Raw genomic sequence first — 15,191 nt, forward strand, 5'->3', positions numbered from 1 at the left:
CTCTGCGCGGAAGGCGCCCCTCGCATCAGCTCGGCGTCGCGGTCGCTCCTAGCGCCCTTCGGGCGCGGATGACTTTGGGACGCGGGCGTCTCGGGATTATTTTATGGCTGAGCGCATCGCCGGGCCGGAAATCGAGCGGCTGATTCAATTGCTCGCGCGACTGCCGGGGCTGGGGCCGCGTTCGGCGCGCCGCGCCGCCTTGCATTTGATCCGCAAGCGCGAGGAGTTGTTAGGCCCGCTGGCGGAAGCCATGCGTGTGGCCAAGGAAAAAATCGTCACCTGCTCGGTCTGCGGCAATGTCGACACCACCGACCCCTGCTGCATCTGCGCCGACGCGCGCCGCGACGCGGGCGTGATCGTGGTGGTTGAGACGGTGGGCGATCTCTGGGCTCTGGAGCGCGCGGGGGTTCTGAGCGCGCAATATCACGTCCTCGGCGGCGCGCTCTCGCCGCTCGATGGCGTCGGGCCGGACGATCTGAACATCGGCAAGCTGGTTGGCCGGGTCGCGGGAGGCGGAGTCAGGGAAGTCATTCTGGCCGTCAACGCCACCGTCGATGGCCAGACCACCGCCCATTACATCACCGAACTGCTCAGCCCCTTCCACGTGAAATGCACCCGCCTCGCCCATGGCGTGCCGGTCGGCGGCGAACTGGATTATCTCGACGAAGGCACCCTCGCGGCGGCGCTCAGGAGCCGGACGGACCTTTGACACGGCGATCCGGGCGCGATCACGGGTCTTGCTTCGCCAGCAGCCGCTTTTCGATCAGCCAGGCCGCGCCGCGATCCCAGGAATAATTCGCGCCGATGCGCAGATCGGTCTGGCCGACGGAGATCAGTTCGCCCGTATGCGCGTCGCGCAGGCGAAAGGTCACCGCATAATCGGTCCTTGTGATGCGGGTCACGATCCCGACGAGGGATTGGTCCGCCCCGAGCTTAAGCGCGATCGGAGCGTCGCAGCCGTCGCACTGGCGCAATTCATGCGCTTTCGCGGGTTGGTCCGCCGCGCTCGCGACGTCCACCAGCGCATAGCGTCCGGATTCGGCGATCAGTTTTCGGGCGGCCTGCGTCGCGCGTCGTAGCTGCTCCGCGTCTTCCGCGCTTTCGGCGATGATTCCGGCCCCGCCGCTGAAATCCTGTAATTCGAAATCGAAAACGGCGATCTTTTTGGCCTGCGCTCCGGAGCCTTTCGCGTCGGGCGAAAGGGCGGCGATGTCGGCGGCGACGAATTTTTCCGCCCTGCGCCAGGCGTCGTCATTGTCGCCGCGAAAGCTGAGCAGGCGATCGAAAATGATGCGGTCGCGCGCCATGTCGGCGATCTTGATCTTGGCCCATTGCACCAGAGTGCTCATCTTGTGGACGCCGCCGAACACCACGAGCCGGACGCCCGCCGCGCGCGCCGCGCTCTGCAACTCGTCCATGGCGTCGCGCGGGGAACAGGGCCGGCCTTCGCAGGCGATCGGGACGACGCGAAATTTGCCGCTCGCCGCGAGATCGCGACCCAGCGCCTGCGAGAAATCGCGCACGCGTCGGGCGTGCTCCGCCGTCTGGTCCTTGCTCTCGCCCGAGGTGTCGACATAATCGAGATCGAGAATCGCCGTCGCGATGGGCTCCAGCGACGCCGCGCGAAGCGGAACGGCCGACAAGCAGAGCGCGAGTGCGGTGATGAAAAGCGGGGCGGAGCGCATCCGGTGTTTCCTTTGCGGCGATGATTGCGAAAGCCGGGTCAGATTCCCACGCTCGTCCCGCCCGCGAAACGGCAAATCGCCCCGAGCAGGGCCGGGCAGATTTCCCGATCTTTCCCCGGCCGCTTCCCAAGGCGTCGCTTCTGCCGCTTAATGCCGATCCTTCGGCGCAAAGGCGCCGCTTTCTCTCACGCGCCGCCAATGCCCTTGCTGACGAAACTCGACCTCAAGTTGCGGCTGGCCTTGCGCGTGGCGGCGCTATCGGCCTTCTGCCTCGTCGTGGCTTTCGCTTTTCTGCTCTTCGACAGCGACCGGTCCGCGCGCGCGCGGCTGCGGGCGGTCGCCGAAGTCGTGGCCAAGGATTTGACCTTGCAGCTGGCGCAAGCGCATTGGGTCAAGCCGGCGCGCGACGCCTTGCCCGATCTGCAGCGGATCGCCGCGTCGGTGATGTCGCCCGGCCTGTGCATTTCCTATCGCGACGAAGCGGACGAGGTTCGGCAAATATTTTGCGGCGGATCGGCGTCACAAGAGGCGCCCGCGCCCTTCGATTGGTAATATCGCCGGCTGTTCGATCCCGGCGCCGAGATCCTGCAGCCGATTTCATTCGAGGGCCGGCCGATGGGCGCGGCCGGGGCGGCTTTCGAGGCGTCGAGCCACGTCGCCGAGGTTTGGCGCGAGACGAGCCGGTTTCTGGCCTTGATGTCGGTGACCCTGTCAGCGCTCTGTCTTCTGGTTTACGCCGCGCTCGCGCGCGCGCTGCGTCCGACTCGCCTGATCCAGACCGGGCTGGAGCGGCTCGCGGCCGGCGACCTCTCGACCCGGCTCCCGAGCTTCGATCTCGCGGAATTGTCGGCGATTCGGGCAGTGTTCAATGGGCTGGCGGAGAAGCTGGAGACGACGCTGGCGGAGCGGCGCGAGCTGACCAGAAGGCTTATCGCCGTGCAGGACGACGAGCGGCGTCGCCTCGCCCGCGACCTGCATGATGAATTCGGCCAATGCCTCGCCGCGATCGGCGCGGTCGCCGCCTCGATCGGGCAAACGGCGCGCGCCGAATGTCCGGCGTTTATCACGGAATCCGAGAGCATCGCCAGAACGACCGCGCATATGATGGAATCGTTGCGGAGCGCGCTGACGCGGCTGCGCCCGCCCGAGCTTGACGAAATTGGCCTCACGGCGAGTCTCGACCGTCTCGTAGCCGGCTGGAATCGACGCGGCGGCGTCACGCGATTCGCCTTCGCGGCGACTGAGGGTCTGGACGAACTGCCGCCATTCCTGTGCGCCAATCTCTATCGCGTCGCACAGGAAGCAGTCACCAACGCCGCAAAACATGCCGGAGCCCGGAACGTGGAGCTGCGCCTCGCCTGGCGGAAAACGGAGGGCGCCGCGACCGCGCTGGAAATGAGCGTGATGGATGACGGCGGGGTCGATCTGGACAGTCTTTCAGCGGGTCCGGGGCTGGGGCTTCTCGGCATGAGGGAAAGGGTCGCGGCGCTGGACGGCAAACTGGAATTCGAGCCGCGCGCACCGGCCGGACTGATTCTCCGCGTTTCGATACCGGCGCCAGCGCCGGACCCAACGGCCCCGCGCGACGGGAGCGTCCCATGAGCGCGGAAGGCTTCAAGATCATGCTGGTGGATGATCATGCGGTTGTCCGCGAGGGCTATCGCTCCTTGCTGCAGAAGCAGCGCGGCCTGACCGTCGTGGCCGAGGCCGCGGACGGCGCGGAGTCCTATCGGCTTTACAAGAGCGCGCGGCCCGATCTCGTGATCATGGATCTTTCCATGTCGGGAATCGGCGGGATCGAGGCGATCAAACGGATCCGGCAATGGGACCCGGACGCCCGCATTCTCGTCTTCACAATGCATTTCAGCGCCGTCCACGCGCGGCAGGCGATCCGGGCCGGGGCGCGAGGCTATGTCACCAAGAGCAGCCCGCCGGAGGTTCTTCTCGCGGCAGTGTCCGACATTCTGCAAGGCCGCATCGCCTTCAGCCCCGACATCGACCACGAGCTTGCGCAGGACTGGGCGCAGGAATGGGCCAATGGAGGCGCCAGCCCGTTCGATCGCCTGACCTCGCGGGAGTTCGAAATCCTGCGCTTGCTACTGATGGGCAAATCGACCGAACAGGTCGCCGAAACGCTCCATGTCAGCCCCAAGACCGTGGCCAATACGCGTTATCAAATCAGGGACAAGCTTGGCGTCCATTCCGACATCGAACTCGTGCGTCTGGCGTTGCGGCAAGGACTGCTGGATGGCGACGAGCCGAGCTGAGCCTGCCGCGTCATTGCGCTGCGGTCAGGATATCCGGTTTGTCATTGGCGAAATCGATCCGGTCGATGCGTTCGCCGGTCCTCGCGATTTTTTCCGATGAGGTCAGGATCGCAGCGACGTCTTCCTGCGTCTGGCGGAAATGGCCGTCGAGTTTCAGCACCCGCTGGCGCAGGCGCGCGACGTCCTCGACCAGCTTGCGAGTCTGGGCCTGAATCACATGGGCCTGATCGCGCACCAGCGCGTCGCGGACCAGCGCCTGCAGCACCTGAATGGCCATAAGCAGCAGCGACGGCGAGACGATCAGCACCCGGGCGCGATGCGCCTTCTGGATCACGTCGTCGAAAGTTTCGTGCAATTCGGCGAACAGCGATTCCGAGGGCACGAACAGGATCGCCACATCCTGCGTCTCGCCGGGCAGGAGGTAACGCTCGGATATATCCTTGATATGCTTGCCGAGATCCGCGCGCACGCGCGCCTGGGCGGATTTTCGCGCCGCGTCGTCGCCGGCGTCCTTCAGGGCGGTGAAGGCTTCGAGCGGGAATTTGGCGTCGAGCGCGAGAATCTTGTCGTCGCCCGGCAGTTTCAGCGCGCAATCGGGCCGCGCCCCGGTGGAGAGCGTGTGCTGGAAGGCGAAGGCGTTGGCGGGCAGGGCGTCGCGGATGATCGCCTCCATCCGTCCCTGGCCGAAGGCGCCGCGCGTCTGCTTGTTGGCGAGAATGTCCTTGAGGCCGACGACTTCCTGGGTCAGGCCCGCAAGCCGCGCCTGCGCGGAATCGATCAAGGCCAGCCGCTCGTTCAGCGCGCTCAGGTTGACGAATGTGGCGCGGGCGGAGGTCTCCAGCCTTTCATTGACGCGATGAGCCGAGGAATCCAGCTTTTCGCCCACCGCGCGGGCGAAATCCGCCTGCCGTCCGCCGAGGATTTCGGCAAAGGTCTGCAATCGTCCGGCCATTTCGGCATGGGCGCGGACGAGTTCGGCCATTTGCGCTTCGGTATGGGCGCGCCGCCCGCCGCGCGCGACCAAGGCGAGGGCGAACAACGCGAAGAACGCGAGCGACGCCGCAAGCTCATAGGCCGTGACCGGATAGGAGAAAATCTCGAACAGCAGGCGATCCGTCATGACCATATCTAAAACCGGAATCAATGAACAAAAATAGAACATATCGCGCGATTCTTTGCAAAGGCCATTTGACGCTGGCGGCGGCTGCCCTTATCTCATGGGCCGACAACTGCGAGAGTCCGCAAATCCATGGCTATTCGTCCGATCCTGTGCCTGCCCGATCCCAAACTGCGCGCCGTCAGCGAAAATGTCGGCGTCGTGGACGATTCGGTGCGCGCCTTGATGGATGACATGCTGGAGACGATGTATGACGCGCCGGGCATCGGCCTCGCCGCCATCCAGATCGGCGTCGCCAGGCGCGTCCTCGTCATCGATCTCGCCAAGCAGGACGAGACTCCAGCGCCCCAGTTCTTCGCCGATCCGGAAATCCTCACCCGTTCCGAAGAAACCTCCGTCTATGAGGAGGGCTGCCTCTCGGTGCCGGATTATTATGAGGAAGTGAACCGCCCGGCGAAGATCCGCCTGCGCTTCCTCGACCGCAACAACGAGCGGCGCGAAATCGAGGCCGAGGGCCTGCTCGCGACCTGCCTCCAGCACGAGATCGACCATCTCGACGGCAAATTGTTCATCGACCATCTGTCGCGGCTGAAGCGCGAGCGGGCGATCAAGAAATACGCCAAGGCCGCGCGCAACAGCGAGCCTGCCGCGGCTCGCGGCCCGGAAATCCGCGAAAAGCAGGGTTGATCCATGCGCGTCATTTTCATGGGCACGCCGGATTTCGCGCTGGCTCCGCTGGCCGAAATCTTTGGGCGCGGCCATGAGGTTGTGGCCGTCTACACGCGTGCGCCCAAAGCCGCCGGGCGGCGCGGGCTGGAGTTGACACCCTCGCCGGTTCACGCGGCGGCGGAACGCTATGGCCTAAAGGTCCTGACGCCGAAAAGCTTCCGCGATCCCGAGACGGTCGAGCAGTTCCGCGCCTTCGAGGCCGATGTCGCGGTGGTGGTCGCCTACGGCCTCATCCTGCCCAAACCGGCGCTCGACGCTCCGGCGTTCGGCTGTCTCAACCTTCACGGCTCGCTGCTGCCGCGCTGGCGTGGCGCCGCGCCGATCCAGCGCGCGATCATGGCCGGCGACCGGGAGACCGGCGTTGAGGTCATGAAAATGGAGGAGGGGCTGGACACCGGCCCCATCGCCATGGCCGAAAAACTGACGATCACGCCCGACATGACCGCCGGCGAGGCCCATGACAGGCTGTCGGTGCTTGGCGCCGATCTGATCGGGCGCGCGCTCGCCGCGCTCGAACGCGGCGGCCTGCAATTCCAGCCGCAATCCGAAGACGGCGTGGTTTACGCCAAGAAGATCGACAAGGCCGAGGCCCGCGTCGATTTCGCGCAGCCGTCTTCGGTGCTGCACAATGTCATTCGCGGGCTTTCGCCCTTCCCCGGCGCCTTTTTCGAAATGGATTTCGGCAAGGGTCTTGAGCGCGTGAAGATCCTGCGTTCCGCCCTCATGGAAGGCGCGGGAAAGCCGGGTGAAATTCTCGACGAGACGGCGCGCGTCGCCTGCGGCGAGGGCGCGCTGCGGCTGGTCGAAGTCCAGCGGGCCGGGCGCGGCCCGGTTTCGGGCGAGGAATTTCTGCGCGGCGCCCGGCTCGCGCCCGGGGCGATTTTGGCGAAACCGCAGAACGCCGAACTAGATGCCCAGATATAAGCTCGTCATCGAATATGACGGGACCGATTATGTCGGTTGGCAACGGCAGGCGAACGGGCTGTCGGTTCAGGAAGTGATCGAGCGCGCGCTGGCCCGGCTCGATCCGGCTCCCGGCGGCCTGCGCGGCGCGGGGCGCACCGATGCGGGCGTCCACGCGACGGCCCAGGTCGGCCATGTCGATCTCTCGCGCGAATGGCGGCCGGACAAGCTGCGCGAGGCGTTGAACGCGCAGATGCGGCCGGAAAAGGTGGCGATCCTGCTGGCCGAAGCGGTGTCAGACGATTTCGACGCCCGTTTCTCGGCCAAGGCCCGGCATTATCTCTATCGCATCGTCAATCGCCGCGCGCCGCTGACCTTCGATTCCGGCAACGCATGGCTGGTCAAGCGCCGGCTCGATTCGCAGACCATGCACGAGGCGGCGCAGCTTCTGCTCGGCCGCCATGATTTCTCGACCTTTCGCGATTCCGATTGCCAGGCGGAAAACCCCGTGCGCACGTTGGACCGGCTCGACGTTCGTCGGCAGGGCGACGAGATTCACGTTTACGCCAGCGCCCGCGCCTTTCTGCACCGGCAGGTGCGCTCCATGGTCGGCTCTCTTGAGCATGTCGGCTCCGGCAAATGGCGGGCCGAGGATTTGCAGGCGGCGCTGGAGGCCTGCGACCGCGCCCGCTGTGGCCAGGTCGCGCCCGCCGCGGGGCTTTATCTGATCGGCGTGGATTATTGACCGCCGCGCATGTTCTCTCGGGGGCGAGGCCGCGATGAAACAAGCGAAAAGGTTTTTGGCGGCGTTGCTCTGCCTCTGCGCTTGCGCAGCGCCGGGCTTCGCCGCGACCGTGCTGACCGAGGCGGACGCAAGTTCGCCGCGCCTCGTCGCCGTCGGCGAGACCATCGAGTTGCGTCTGATCGAAAATCCCTCTACCGGCTACACATGGTCGGTCACGCTCGATCCGCCTGCGGCGGCGGCGGTCGTCGCCGATCGCCGGACGCCGGCGGGCGGGTCCTCCGCGCAGCCGATGCCCGGCTCTCCCGGAACGCGCGACCTGACAATCGCCATCAAGCGGTCCGGGCCCTTCGCGATTCGCGCCAAGAACTGGCGGGCCTGGGAGGGCGACGCTTCGGTGACGCAAAGGCTGGAGTTCCGGCTCGACGCGCGCTGATCGGCGCCTTATTCGACCTTTTCGCCCGGATAGACGCCCCAGAGCAGGGCCTGGGCCATATAGCCGTCATAGCGGTCGCCCTTCAGGCGGCACCAGCTTCCGTCGCATTTCTTGACGCTGGCGATGACGCCGGGCGCGAGTTTGGCGACGACGTTGGAATTCTCCTGCGGCTCCGCGCGCAAGGGGAAGGGCGGAGCGTCCTTTTTCCACGGCGCGATCAGGGCGCTCCTCTTGCCCGAGAGCAGAGAATGCAGCACCCAGCCCTCGGCCCCTTCCGAATCGCGAATCCGGCGCCAGGTCTCATATTCGGCGGTGATTTCAACGGGCAGGCCGGCGCGCTGGTAAATCCATTTGGTGGCGTGGTCCTTGGAAGGGCCCTCGCGCAAGTTCACGTGATCGGACTTTAGGCTCACATATCGCGGCACAGGGAGGCCGGTCGCGGGGCCGACCGCCTGCTGCGCCTGGGCCGTTTGCCCGCCGAAAATCAGGAATGCGCCCAAAAAACCGGCCGCGAGCGCGCGGACGCAGCGCGTCCGGGGGATGGGAAGCGAAAAAATCGAGCGCGGTCCATTCGCCATGTCGCCGTATTCCTTTGTCCCGCGCCTCCCGGCCGGTGTGGCCGCTGGCGGATCGCCGTCCTTGTTTTTGCCAAGGCATCTGCTAGGAAGCAGGAGCGTCGGGCGCCGGGTTTGATTATGGTCAATCCTTTGTGGCCCGATCATTGTTAACGACTGGTATAGGCCGGCGCGGCGGGCGCGCATTCAGTCGGCCTGCCGAGGGAGGTACGGGGTTTCCATGGGCAAAACCAAGCCGATCGTCATCGTCACCCGCAAGCTTCCCGAACAGGTCGAAGCGCGCATGCGAGAATTGTTCGACGCCCGGTTCAACGAAACCGACACGCCTATGACGCAGGCCGAGCTCGCCGAAGCGATGCGCGCCGCGGACGTTCTGGTCCCGACCATCACCGACCGAATCGACGCTCATCTGATCGCCCAGTCCGGCGAAAAGCTGAAGCTGATCGCCAATTTCGGCAATGGCGTCGACAATGTCGACGTCACCTCCGCCCTGCGGCGCGGCATCACCGTCACCAACACGCCGGGCGTGCTGACGGAAGACACCGCCGACATGACCATGGGCCTGATCGTCGCCGTGTCGCGCCGCATCGTCGAGGGCGCGGGCGCGCTGGTCGGCGGCGGCTGGAACGGCTGGTCTCCGACCTGGATGCTTGGCCATCGCATCACCGGCAAGAGGCTGGGCATTATCGGCATGGGGCGCATCGGCCAGGCCGTCGCCCGCCGCGCCAAGGCCTTCGGCCTTTCGATCCACTATCACAACCGCCGCCCGGTCGCTCCCGCGATCGAGCAGGAGCTCGGCGCGACCTTCCACGAATCGCTCGACCAGATGCTGTCGCGCGTGGATATCGTTTCGGTGAATTGTCCGCAGACCCCGGCGACCTTTCACCTGCTGTCGGCCCGGCGGCTGAAAAATCTTCATTCCAGCGCGATTATCGTGAACACGGCGCGCGGCGAGATCATCGACCAGAACGCGCTGATCCGCATGCTCGAAGCGGGCGAACTGTCCGGCGCCGGCCTCGACGTGTTCGAGCACGAGCCGGCGGTGGCGCCGCGCCTGCTGAAGCTGGCCGAAGCCGGCAAGGTGACGCTGCTGCCGCACATGGGCTCGGCGACGCTCGAAGGCCGCATCGACATGGGCGAGAAGGTCATCATCAATGTGAAGACTTTCATGGACGGCCATCGTCCGCCGGACCGCGTGCTGCCCAGCATGTTGTGACGGGCGCCTGCCCGCGCGCGGACAGGCCCTTGAAAAGAAAAAACCGCGACGCCATATCGATCCTGCGGCGAGAGCCGTGGGGGCGCTTCGGGCCCTCGACACCAACGAGGCGCCTGAAAGGGCTTCGATATGTCGCGACCGACCTTGATGAATTCGCCCTTCCTGCTGGGCTTCGACGATATTGAAAAAGCCCTGGAGCGCGTGACTCGAACCGCTTCGGACGGCTACCCCCCCTATAACATTGAGCGGATGCCGCGCGAGGACAATCTGCCGGAGCGGCTGAGGATCACCCTGGCGGTGGCGGGCTTCAGCCGGGATCAATTGGCCATCACTCTGGAAGAGGGGCAGTTGGTGATCCGGGGACGCCAGCAGGACGATCGCGAGCGGCAGTTCCTGCATCGCGGCATCGCCGCGCGCCAGTTCCAGCGCAGCTTCCTCCTCGCGGAGGGGATGCAGGTGCTTGGCGCCGATCTCGCCGACGGCTTGCTGTCGGTGGACCTTGTTCGCCCCGAACCGGAGCGGATCGTTAAGAATATTGAGATCACTGTGCGGAGCTGAACTTTTGGTCCGCACGCTGTGCGCGTCTCATGGGAGAGCGCGGAAAGGGTGAAGACAATGAACAATGGTTTTGAAAATCCCGGCCTCGGCCCGTTGACCGCCGACCAGTTCGCCCATCTCGGCGAAGGCGCCATCGCTTATGTCCGACCGATGAAGTCGGAAGAGGCGCAGGCTTTGTTCCCGCAGATCGAGGGCCTGGAGCCCGGCATGCAGCTGTTCGCCCTGCTTGGCGCCAATGGCGATCCGATCGTGCTGGCCGACAGCAAGGACGCCGCCGTCGCCAATGCCTGGGAGCACAAGCTCGCGACCGTGAGCGTGCACTGAAGGGTCTGAGCTGACGCGCGTTTCACGCGTTCGTTTCCCGCCGGCTCTCGGTGAGAGCCGGCGAGGCGCTCAAACCCCGGCTTGCGCGATGGCGTCCAAAAAAACCTCTCCATAAAGCGCGATCTTGCGCTCGCCGACGCCGTGGATGGCGCGCAGGTCCTCAAGGCGCGCCGGGTGGCGTTCGGCCATTTCCAGCAGCGTCCTGTCGGCGAAAATCATATAGGCGGCGAGGCCCTGCTCCTTGGCGAGGTCGCGCCGCAATTTCCGCAAGGCCTCGAAGATTTTCGCCTCGGTCGAATCCGCCGAATGTTCCGCCGCCTGTCCGCGCTGCGCCGAGCGCGAAAAAGTCTTCGCGGCTTTTTCGCGCGGGGGGTCGGCGCGCAGGGTCATCGTCTCGCGGCCGAGCAGGATCGCCTCGCCCTTTTCAGTCAGCGCGAAGCCGCCATGTTCGGCGCTGGCCGAGCAGAGCGCTCCGGCGGCGAAAAGCTGGCGAAAGGTCGAGGCCCATTGCTGCTTCGACACATCGGCGCCGACGCCAAAAGTTTTCAGGGCGTCATGGCCGTTGCGGCGCAAAGCCTCGTTTTCGGCGCCGGTCAGCAGGTCGCATAAATAGCCCGAGCCGAAGCGCTGGCCGGTGCGATAGACGGCGGAAAGCGCCTTTTGGGCTTCGACCGTTCCGTCGCGCAGCGCGACCTGCCCGAGACAGACGTCGCAGCGCCCGCAGGGCGGGGCCTCTTCGTTGAAATAGGCCAGCAAGGTCTGGCGGCGGCAGGAGGCGGCCTCGCACAGAGCGGCGAGGGCGTTGAACCTTTGATGCTCGAACCTCCGCCTTTCGTCCGGCAGGGGCTTCTCGTCGATCTGGCGGCGCCGCAGGGCCATGTCGTCGAGCCCGTAAAGCGCATAGGCGTCGGCGGGCAGGCCGTCGCGCCCGGCGCGGCCGATTTCCTGATAATAGGCTTCAATGGAAGACGGCATGTCGGCGTGAGCGACGAAGCGCACGTCGGGCTTGTTCACGCCCATGCCGAAAGCGACGGTGGCGAAGGCGACAACCCCATCCTCGCGCAAGAAGCGGTCCTGATTGGCGTTGCGCCGCGTCTGGTCGAGGCCGGCGTGATAGGCGACCGTCTCGAAACCCTGAGTGGCGAAAAATTCGGCGAGCTTTTCCGTCCCCGCGCGCGAGGCGCAATAGACGATGCCGCTCTGCCCGCGCCGCGACGCCAGAAAATTCTGCAATTGCTTGCGCGGCTGGTCCTTGGCCGCGAAGGAGAGCGAAATATTGGGCCGGTCGAAGGAATGGACGAAAATCTGCGGCGTCGTGTCGAACAGGCGCTCGGTGATTTCCGCCCGCATGGCCTGATCGGCGGTGGCGGTAAAGGCGATCACCTGCGGCTGGCCGAGCTTTTCCACCCCCTCGCGGATCATCCGATATTCGGGCCGGAAATCATGGCCCCAGGCGCAAATGCAATGCGCCTCGTCCACCGCCACGCGCCGGACATTCGCCCGTGAAAGCGCCTCGACCAACCCATCCATGGCGAGCCGTTCCGGCGACAGGAACAGCAATCGCAGTTCGCCGGAGCGGATTTGCGTCCAGATGTCGCGCGCCTCGTCCTCGCCGGTCTGGGAATTGAGGCTGGCGGCGGCGAGGCCCAGCTCCCGCATCTGGCCGACCTGATCGCGCATCAGGGCGATCAGCGGCGAGATGACGAGGGTCAGCCCCTCTCCCAGCAACGCCGGAAGCTGATAGCACAGGCTCTTGCCGCTGCCGGTCGGCATGACCGCGAGCACGGGATCGCCCGACAGCACGGCTTCGACGATTTCGGCCTGTCCGGGCCGGAAATCGTCGAAGCCAAACACGGATTTGAGCAGGCGGCGGGCGGACGGAAGTTCGGTCATGCGCCGCTCTCGTCCTGCGAAACCGGCGCGACTTGCGAAACGGGCGCGACCTGGCTGCCGGACACCGCAAAAATATCGGCGCGGCCGCACAGGTCCTCGAACAGGCTCAGGTCCGCGCCGGTCATCCAGATCTGGCCGCCCAGCGCCGTCAGGGCGTCGAACAAGGCGCGGCGGCGCAAGGGATCGAAATGGGCGGCGATTTCATCCAGCAGCACGAGGGGGGCGATGCCGCTCATCGCCGCCACCAGGCGCGCATGAGCCAGCACCAGCCCCACCAGCAGGGCCTTCTGCTCGCCGGTGGAGGCGCGGCGGGCCTCGCATTGCTTGGGGCCATGGCGCACCACGAGGTCGCTCGCCTGCGGGCCGGCCAGCGTGCGGCCCGCGGCAGCGTCGCGTGCGCGATTGTCGCGCAGCAGGGCGCGGAAACAGTCCTCAGCCTCGAGCGCCGGTCGCTCGCCGACCAGCCGGTCGATTTCGCCTTCCAGCGCGATCTCGGCCCAGGGAAAAGGCGAATCGTCGTCGCGTCCGGCGGCGATCAGGGCGGCGAGGCGCTCCACCGTCTCGCGCCGCGCGGCGGCGACGGCGATTGCGAGTTCGGCGATCTCGCGCTCGGCGGCGTCGAGCCAGATTTTCTCGCCGCGCCGCTCCTCCAGCAGGCGGTTGCGATTGCGCAGCGCCCGCTCCAGCGCATTGACCCGCGCGCCGTGCTCGCTGTCCACCGCCAGCACCAGCCGGTCGAGGAAGCGGCGGCGGTCGCCGGCCGCGCCGGTGAACAGCCCGTCCATGGACGGGGTGAGCCAGACGATGCGGACGTGATCGGCGAAGGCGCGCGAGGAGGAAACGGGCTCGCGGTCGACGCGGAATTTTTTCTGTAGTCCCGTGTCGCCGATTTCGGCGCCGGTCCCGAGTTGAAGCGGCCCGCCCAGCGGATCGCCCTTTTGGCCAGTAAGCTCCAGCGACACGGCGAAGCCGCCGCCGCCGCCCTCGCGCGCGAGGTCCGCCAGATCGGCGCGGCGCAAGCCGCGCCCCGGCGTGAACAGCGAGAGCGCCTCGAGCAGGTTGGTCTTGCCCGCGCCATTGTCGCCGGCCAGCGCCGCGACATTGGACGAGAGGCGCAGATCGAGCGCGGGATAGGAGCGGAAATCCGCCAGCGCCACACGCCGGACGCGCGGCGCGCGGAAGACCGAATCGCTTGCGGCCATAGTCATGGACGGCTTTTAGCCCGCGCGGGCCGTCGGGGCCAGCGGCGCGACAATAGGCCGCGCTGCGCGGAGGCCGGGAATCTGCTTCATTGCAATCTGCTCAAGAAAGAGCTGCGCCTATATTCAAGGCGCCTTGGCCCTTGGCCGAACAGCAGGAGGCGAACATGCCGCTCCTTCGCGAAAAAAACCAGCTTGCCACGAAAAATCAGGCCGAAACCGGACGCAGGGCGGAGAAAATGCCACCCGCGGGTCCGCACGCCCGGCCGGAGCTCACCAATTACGACGCCTGTCCGGGCGCGGGCGCTTTGCCGTCCGAGCGCGCGATGGGCGCGGAGACCGATCCGGGCGCCGGCTGAGCTAAAATTCCGCGCGGGGGTTGATTGATGCGCGTAAATTTGGCATAGCACCGGCTCCAATTTCTCGGCTGAGGGAGAACCCCGGCCAATTGTCCCGGGGTTAGTCATGAAAGTCCGCAATTCCCTCAAGTCCCTGCGCACGCGTCATCGCGACAACCAGCTGGTTCGCCGCAAGGGCCGCGTCTACATCATCAACAAGACGCAGAAGCGCTACAAGGCCCGCCAGGGCTGATCGCCCAAAAGGCTGAATGTTCGCGCCTTTGTTGCGGAAAGTTTGAAACCCCGGCGCTTCGCCGGGGTTTTGCATTTGACCATGGCCCAGGACGATCCCTTCGACCTCCAGCGCTTCGTCGCCGCTCAGGACGGCGTTTACGAGACCGTGCGCGAGGAATTGCGCGCGGGGCGCAAGCGCAGCCACTGGATGTGGTACGTCTTTCCGCAGGGCGCCGGCCTCGGCGCGTCGGTAATGGCGCAGCTCTACGCCATCGGCTCGCTGGACGAGGCGCGCGCTTTTCTTGCCCATCCCGTGCTTGGTCCGCGCCTGCGGGAATGCGCGGAGCTGGTCAATCGCGTCGAGGGTCGCACGCTGCTGGAAATCTTCGGCGACCCCGACCGGCTCAAATTCTGTTCCAGCATGACCTTGTTTGAGCGGGCGGCGCCCGGCGAGGCGGTTTTCGTCCGCGCGCTCGAAAAATATTGCGGCGGCTAGCCCGGACGGCCGGATCCCGGATCAGCGGCGGAAATGGGTGCGGCAGGCAGGGCTCAGCTGTGGCCGGTGCCGCGTCATGCAGGCGGTGATCTCCGCGACGTTTGGAACATGCCGCCCGCACAGGCGCATGGCGTCGTCATGGCAGTCGCGGCGCTGTGCGGATGTGCCCTGAGAGAGAAGCGCGCTGGAGGCGCCCGTAAGCGCGGCGGAGAAAAGAATGAAGGCGGCGACGCGTTTCAGGCCTTTGCGTTTCATCTGTCATTCCTGGTCGATGGGATGGCGACTGCTGGAAGCTACGCGGCGGTCTCGCTTCGGGGTCAAGTTAACGAGCGGCGCCCCGGTCGTCCAGAGCGGCGCGTCATACCTTTCCTCGCCGACGGCGACTCATCGCTGTCGGCGAATCCCTCGCTTAGGCCAATAGGGCGTCGGAAGACGCCCGTCTTGCGACAGGCTATTGGGCGCCGTCGCGCCTGTCCACG

General features: G+C 66.0%; 20 protein-coding genes. 14 read left to right on the forward strand and 6 right to left on the reverse strand.

What is annotated here, in order from left to right:
- The first annotated feature begins 103 nt into the window (after nucleotides 1-103).
- On the forward strand, nucleotides 104-709 hold the full coding sequence (recR, locus tag QM467_RS07935) for a recombination mediator RecR (protein WP_283365769.1): 606 nt from the start codon (nucleotides 104-106) through the stop codon (nucleotides 707-709).
- A 19-nt stretch (nucleotides 710-728) separates the two neighbouring features.
- On the opposite strand, the gene QM467_RS07940 is transcribed toward recR, so the two are convergent.
- Nucleotides 729-1,685, reverse strand: a complete 957-nt coding sequence (locus QM467_RS07940; RefSeq protein ID WP_283365770.1) for a DUF3280 domain-containing protein — start codon at nucleotides 1,683-1,685, stop codon at nucleotides 729-731.
- Between the two features lie 198 nt (nucleotides 1,686-1,883).
- Between QM467_RS07940 and QM467_RS19825 the strand changes: the two genes are divergently transcribed.
- The 3 genes from QM467_RS19825 (at nucleotide 1,884) to QM467_RS07950 (ending at nucleotide 3,952) form a co-directional block, all read left to right on the forward strand.
- Nucleotides 1,884-2,237, forward strand: coding sequence for a hypothetical protein (locus QM467_RS19825; protein WP_342395111.1), 354 nt, complete (start codon nucleotides 1,884-1,886; stop codon nucleotides 2,235-2,237).
- A 63-nt stretch (nucleotides 2,238-2,300) separates the two neighbouring features.
- Nucleotides 2,301-3,287: a sensor histidine kinase gene (locus tag QM467_RS07945; RefSeq protein WP_342395112.1), complete on the forward strand. Its 987-nt coding sequence runs from the start codon at nucleotides 2,301-2,303 to the stop codon at nucleotides 3,285-3,287.
- Nucleotides 3,284-3,952: a response regulator gene (locus QM467_RS07950; RefSeq protein ID WP_283365771.1), complete on the forward strand. Its 669-nt coding sequence runs from the start codon at nucleotides 3,284-3,286 to the stop codon at nucleotides 3,950-3,952. Before QM467_RS07945 ends, QM467_RS07950 begins: the two co-directional genes overlap by 4 nt.
- A gap of 10 nt (nucleotides 3,953-3,962) precedes the next feature.
- On the opposite strand, the gene QM467_RS07955 is transcribed toward QM467_RS07950, so the two are convergent.
- Nucleotides 3,963-5,072 carry a DNA recombination protein RmuC gene (locus QM467_RS07955; protein WP_283365772.1) on the reverse strand — a complete coding sequence of 370 codons (1,110 nt, stop codon included), beginning with the start codon at nucleotides 5,070-5,072 and terminating at the stop codon, nucleotides 3,963-3,965.
- Nucleotides 5,073-5,201: 129 nt separating this feature from the next.
- Here QM467_RS07955 and def point away from each other — a divergent pair, with 129 nt between their 5' ends.
- The 4 genes from def to QM467_RS07975 are packed head-to-tail and all read left to right on the forward strand — an operon-like array spanning nucleotide 5,202 to nucleotide 7,879.
- On the forward strand, nucleotides 5,202-5,756 hold the full coding sequence (gene def, locus QM467_RS07960; protein WP_283365773.1) for a peptide deformylase: 555 nt from the start codon (nucleotides 5,202-5,204) through the stop codon (nucleotides 5,754-5,756).
- A gap of 3 nt (nucleotides 5,757-5,759) precedes the next feature.
- Nucleotides 5,760-6,722 (forward strand): methionyl-tRNA formyltransferase, encoded by a 963-nt coding sequence (gene fmt, locus QM467_RS07965; RefSeq protein ID WP_283365774.1) that lies wholly within the window; start codon nucleotides 5,760-5,762, stop codon nucleotides 6,720-6,722.
- Entirely contained in the window at nucleotides 6,709-7,446 is a 738-nt protein-coding gene (gene truA / locus QM467_RS07970) for a tRNA pseudouridine(38-40) synthase TruA (protein ID WP_283365775.1), read from the forward strand. The genes fmt and truA overlap by 14 nt, the downstream gene beginning before the upstream one ends.
- Nucleotides 7,447-7,480: 34 nt before the next feature.
- Nucleotides 7,481-7,879, forward strand: coding sequence for a protease inhibitor I42 family protein (locus QM467_RS07975; protein WP_283365776.1), 399 nt, complete (start codon nucleotides 7,481-7,483; stop codon nucleotides 7,877-7,879).
- A gap of 8 nt (nucleotides 7,880-7,887) precedes the next feature.
- Here the strand turns inward: QM467_RS07975 and QM467_RS07980 are convergent, their stop codons facing one another.
- The gene (locus QM467_RS07980) at nucleotides 7,888-8,457 is read right to left on the reverse strand and encodes an SH3 domain-containing protein (protein WP_283365777.1); all 570 of its coding nucleotides are present in this window, start codon (nucleotides 8,455-8,457) and stop codon (nucleotides 7,888-7,890) included.
- Nucleotides 8,458-8,674: 217 nt separating this feature from the next.
- Here QM467_RS07980 and QM467_RS07985 point away from each other — a divergent pair, with 217 nt between their 5' ends.
- The 3 genes from QM467_RS07985 to QM467_RS07995 all read left to right on the forward strand — a co-directional run bounded on the left by QM467_RS07985 (nucleotide 8,675) and on the right by QM467_RS07995 (nucleotide 10,552).
- Complete coding sequence (locus QM467_RS07985) at nucleotides 8,675-9,670, forward strand: 2-hydroxyacid dehydrogenase (RefSeq protein ID WP_283365778.1); 996 nt, start codon at nucleotides 8,675-8,677, stop codon at nucleotides 9,668-9,670.
- 129 nt (nucleotides 9,671-9,799) lie between these two features.
- Nucleotides 9,800-10,228 carry an Hsp20 family protein gene (locus QM467_RS07990; protein ID WP_283365779.1) on the forward strand — a complete coding sequence of 143 codons (429 nt, stop codon included), beginning with the start codon at nucleotides 9,800-9,802 and terminating at the stop codon, nucleotides 10,226-10,228.
- Between the two features lie 57 nt (nucleotides 10,229-10,285).
- Complete coding sequence (locus QM467_RS07995; protein WP_283365780.1) at nucleotides 10,286-10,552, forward strand: BQ00720 family protein; 267 nt, start codon at nucleotides 10,286-10,288, stop codon at nucleotides 10,550-10,552.
- A gap of 69 nt (nucleotides 10,553-10,621) precedes the next feature.
- Here QM467_RS07995 and recQ read toward each other — a convergent pair whose 3' ends face one another.
- On the reverse strand, nucleotides 10,622-12,445 hold the full coding sequence (gene recQ, locus QM467_RS08000; protein ID WP_283365781.1) for a DNA helicase RecQ: 1,824 nt from the start codon (nucleotides 12,443-12,445) through the stop codon (nucleotides 10,622-10,624).
- A complete protein-coding gene (gene recF, locus QM467_RS08005; protein ID WP_283365782.1) occupies nucleotides 12,442-13,653 on the reverse strand; it encodes a DNA replication/repair protein RecF in 1,212 nt (403 codons plus the stop codon). Before recF ends, recQ begins: the two co-directional genes overlap by 4 nt.
- A 158-nt stretch (nucleotides 13,654-13,811) precedes the next feature.
- On the opposite strand from recF, the gene QM467_RS08010 reads away from it, so the two are divergent.
- From QM467_RS08010 to QM467_RS08020, 3 genes are all read left to right on the forward strand, one after another.
- Nucleotides 13,812-14,003 carry a hypothetical protein gene (locus QM467_RS08010; protein WP_283365783.1) on the forward strand — a complete coding sequence of 64 codons (192 nt, stop codon included), beginning with the start codon at nucleotides 13,812-13,814 and terminating at the stop codon, nucleotides 14,001-14,003.
- Nucleotides 14,004-14,109: 106 nt separating this feature from the next.
- Nucleotides 14,110-14,235: a type B 50S ribosomal protein L36 gene (gene ykgO / locus QM467_RS08015; RefSeq protein WP_088521155.1), complete on the forward strand. Its 126-nt coding sequence runs from the start codon at nucleotides 14,110-14,112 to the stop codon at nucleotides 14,233-14,235.
- 81 nt (nucleotides 14,236-14,316) lie between these two features.
- Entirely contained in the window at nucleotides 14,317-14,712 is a 396-nt protein-coding gene (locus QM467_RS08020; protein ID WP_283365882.1) for a DUF1810 domain-containing protein, read from the forward strand.
- Nucleotides 14,713-14,733: 21 nt separating this feature from the next.
- On the opposite strand, the gene QM467_RS08025 is transcribed toward QM467_RS08020, so the two are convergent.
- A complete protein-coding gene (locus QM467_RS08025) occupies nucleotides 14,734-14,967 on the reverse strand; it encodes a hypothetical protein (RefSeq protein WP_283365784.1) in 234 nt (77 codons plus the stop codon).
- Nucleotides 14,968-15,191 lie beyond the last annotated feature (224 nt).

It is taken from the genome of Rhodoblastus sp. 17X3 (genome assembly GCF_030056575.1).
GTDB lineage: Bacteria > Pseudomonadota > Alphaproteobacteria > Rhizobiales > Beijerinckiaceae > Rhodoblastus.

Coding starts and splice junctions, on each gene's coding strand:
- recR (WP_283365769.1), top strand. CDS start 104: ATGGCTGAGCGCATCGCCGGGCCGGAAATCGAGCGGCTGATTCAATTG.
- QM467_RS07940 (WP_283365770.1), bottom strand. CDS start 1,685: ATGCGCTCCGCCCCGCTTTTCATCACCGCACTCGCGCTCTGCTTGTCG.
- QM467_RS19825 (WP_342395111.1), top strand. CDS start 1,884: ATGCCCTTGCTGACGAAACTCGACCTCAAGTTGCGGCTGGCCTTGCGC.
- QM467_RS07945 (WP_342395112.1), top strand. CDS start 2,301: ATGGGCGCGGCCGGGGCGGCTTTCGAGGCGTCGAGCCACGTCGCCGAG.
- QM467_RS07950 (WP_283365771.1), top strand. CDS start 3,284: ATGAGCGCGGAAGGCTTCAAGATCATGCTGGTGGATGATCATGCGGTT.
- QM467_RS07955 (WP_283365772.1), bottom strand. CDS start 5,072: ATGACGGATCGCCTGCTGTTCGAGATTTTCTCCTATCCGGTCACGGCC.
- def (WP_283365773.1), top strand. CDS start 5,202: ATGGCTATTCGTCCGATCCTGTGCCTGCCCGATCCCAAACTGCGCGCC.
- fmt (WP_283365774.1), top strand. CDS start 5,760: ATGCGCGTCATTTTCATGGGCACGCCGGATTTCGCGCTGGCTCCGCTG.
- truA (WP_283365775.1), top strand. CDS start 6,709: ATGCCCAGATATAAGCTCGTCATCGAATATGACGGGACCGATTATGTC.
- QM467_RS07975 (WP_283365776.1), top strand. CDS start 7,481: ATGAAACAAGCGAAAAGGTTTTTGGCGGCGTTGCTCTGCCTCTGCGCT.
- QM467_RS07980 (WP_283365777.1), bottom strand. CDS start 8,457: ATGGCGAATGGACCGCGCTCGATTTTTTCGCTTCCCATCCCCCGGACG.
- QM467_RS07985 (WP_283365778.1), top strand. CDS start 8,675: ATGGGCAAAACCAAGCCGATCGTCATCGTCACCCGCAAGCTTCCCGAA.
- QM467_RS07990 (WP_283365779.1), top strand. CDS start 9,800: ATGTCGCGACCGACCTTGATGAATTCGCCCTTCCTGCTGGGCTTCGAC.
- QM467_RS07995 (WP_283365780.1), top strand. CDS start 10,286: ATGAACAATGGTTTTGAAAATCCCGGCCTCGGCCCGTTGACCGCCGAC.
- recQ (WP_283365781.1), bottom strand. CDS start 12,445: ATGACCGAACTTCCGTCCGCCCGCCGCCTGCTCAAATCCGTGTTTGGC.
- recF (WP_283365782.1), bottom strand. CDS start 13,653: ATGACTATGGCCGCAAGCGATTCGGTCTTCCGCGCGCCGCGCGTCCGG.
- QM467_RS08010 (WP_283365783.1), top strand. CDS start 13,812: ATGCCGCTCCTTCGCGAAAAAAACCAGCTTGCCACGAAAAATCAGGCC.
- ykgO (WP_088521155.1), top strand. CDS start 14,110: ATGAAAGTCCGCAATTCCCTCAAGTCCCTGCGCACGCGTCATCGCGAC.
- QM467_RS08020 (WP_283365882.1), top strand. CDS start 14,317: ATGGCCCAGGACGATCCCTTCGACCTCCAGCGCTTCGTCGCCGCTCAG.
- QM467_RS08025 (WP_283365784.1), bottom strand. CDS start 14,967: ATGAAACGCAAAGGCCTGAAACGCGTCGCCGCCTTCATTCTTTTCTCC.